The sequence below is a fragment of the Acetobacter malorum genome (assembly GCF_002153605.1).
In the GTDB taxonomy this organism is placed as follows: Bacteria; Pseudomonadota; Alphaproteobacteria; order Acetobacterales; family Acetobacteraceae; genus Acetobacter; species Acetobacter malorum_A.
Map to the genome: position 1 here is coordinate 1 of NZ_JOPG01000074.1, position 1,536 is coordinate 1,536.

Annotated in this window: 2 protein-coding genes and 1 pseudogene; all 3 read right to left on the reverse strand. The window is 57.2% G+C overall.

Features of this window, described 5'->3' with window-relative positions; genetic code table 11:
• A pseudogene (locus HK23_RS14675) lies at positions 1 to 233 on the reverse strand (threonine--tRNA ligase); the annotation flags it as partial.
• A 41-nt stretch (positions 234 to 274) separates the two neighbouring features.
• The gene (locus HK23_RS13955) at positions 275 to 778 is read right to left on the reverse strand and encodes a Fur family transcriptional regulator (RefSeq protein WP_306300697.1); all 504 of its coding nucleotides are present in this window, start codon (positions 776 to 778) and stop codon (positions 275 to 277) included.
• The coding region (locus HK23_RS13960; protein WP_218777718.1) for a DUF1826 domain-containing protein at positions 775 to 1,536 on the reverse strand (762 nt) is incomplete at its 5' end. The genes HK23_RS13960 and HK23_RS13955, both read right to left, overlap by 4 nt.

The following is a 1,536-nucleotide window of genomic DNA, read 5'->3' on the forward strand; positions in this document are numbered from 1 at the left end:
CCGGTCGCAAACAGAGTGCCCGGAAACAGTTCGCTGATCGCCTGAGCCAGAATATGCGCCGCGTCATGGCGGATGAGGGGTAGCGCATCTGCATCGTGCCGGTACACAGATTGGGACCGAATGTCATCGGCTATGCTGGACGAACGGTCATGAAGAACACCATTGATCCGGCAGGCCAGGACTTCGCCTGGCTCTTTTTGGGCAGGACGGTGGAGGGACGCAGACGATGTCATTGAAGACCCTTGACGAAAAAGAGCGGAGAGATGGCAGGAACTCATTTGATGGCCTGCGGAGGAAGGGATTGCGTGGTCGAACGGACGGGCGTTGCAGGACAGGACTGGCAATCAGAGCAAAGTCCCTGCAACTCAATGATCCGTCGCCTGACCTGAAATCCAAGACTGTCGGCATTTTTGTCGATCAGACGGGAGGAGGCCTCGTTTTCCACCGATTGGGCGATACCGCATTGCTCGCAGATACAAAAAACCAGACGAGAGGGATTTTTCGCTCTGATGTGCACAAACGCATTCCGGCTTTCCAGACGGGCGACGAGGCCTTCGGCCATAAGTTTACTCAGTGCACGGTAAATGGTTGGAGGAGCCAGCGTGCGCCCGTCCGGGCTGTCAATGCACCGGAGTATGTCGTAGGCGGAAAGTGGAAGTCTGGCGTTTGTCAGAACGGTCAGGACGTCGTCCCGGACCGACGTCGTGCGGTCTGAAGATCCACATTGCCGGGATGGTAAAGAACAGAAACGACGAGAAGATGTTTCCATATTCTTCATCCTCTGACTGTATCGATGATGAGATGGATCCCGGGCGCAGTAGTGTCGTGACCCGCGTGACAGATACGATGCAGACAGCCGGCATCCTGACCGTCAGAACCCTTGATGAACGCCACTGAGAAAGAGTCCAGCGTGCTGGTCATGCCCGCGTTTGGATCGGGGTAACTGCACCACTCGGCACTGGCCGAGCCATAGCAACAGACAAGTCTGAGCGCTCCCGGCACCGCTTCAAAGCCAGTGTCATCAAGGGATTCTGTCGTCAGTCTGAGACGCTGAGGACAATCCTGTGTGACCGCGGAAAACAGGCTCAATAATTCGGCAACATCACTGAGAACAAGAGGCGGGAACGCCTTTATCACCGCTCTGGACGCAAGGGCGTCGGCGAGTTCATCGGGGGTGCCGGACATGTCGAAGACGGTCTGGGAGGAAGGAGCTTCTGCCAACGCTTTGTGCCAGACATCTGGAACCACGCGGCCCCAGACGACCATGTCGATATCGCCGCGATGGAGGTCCAGCAGGACGGATGCATTGGAACAGGCAATCACGTGTGGGGCGGGATAGGCTAGAGGCGGCATCTCAGGACTGTCTGGCGCCGGGGCGGGCCAGCTTTCCACGAACAGCGTGGCAGTGCGACGTTGATGCGGATCCCGGGACATGATTGCAGACTCATCCGGGAAAGGCATGAGGCGCTTTTCCGTAACTGCTGGTGTGGTGAAAGGAGCTGTCATGAATCCGATGCTTGACGGGATGCTGTCGTT

What these genes read in the sequence shown, in the direction of transcription:
- HK23_RS13955 (WP_306300697.1), bottom strand. Translation starts at nt 778, where the DNA reads ATGAAGAATATGGAAACATCTTCTCGTCGTTTCTGTTCTTTACCATCC.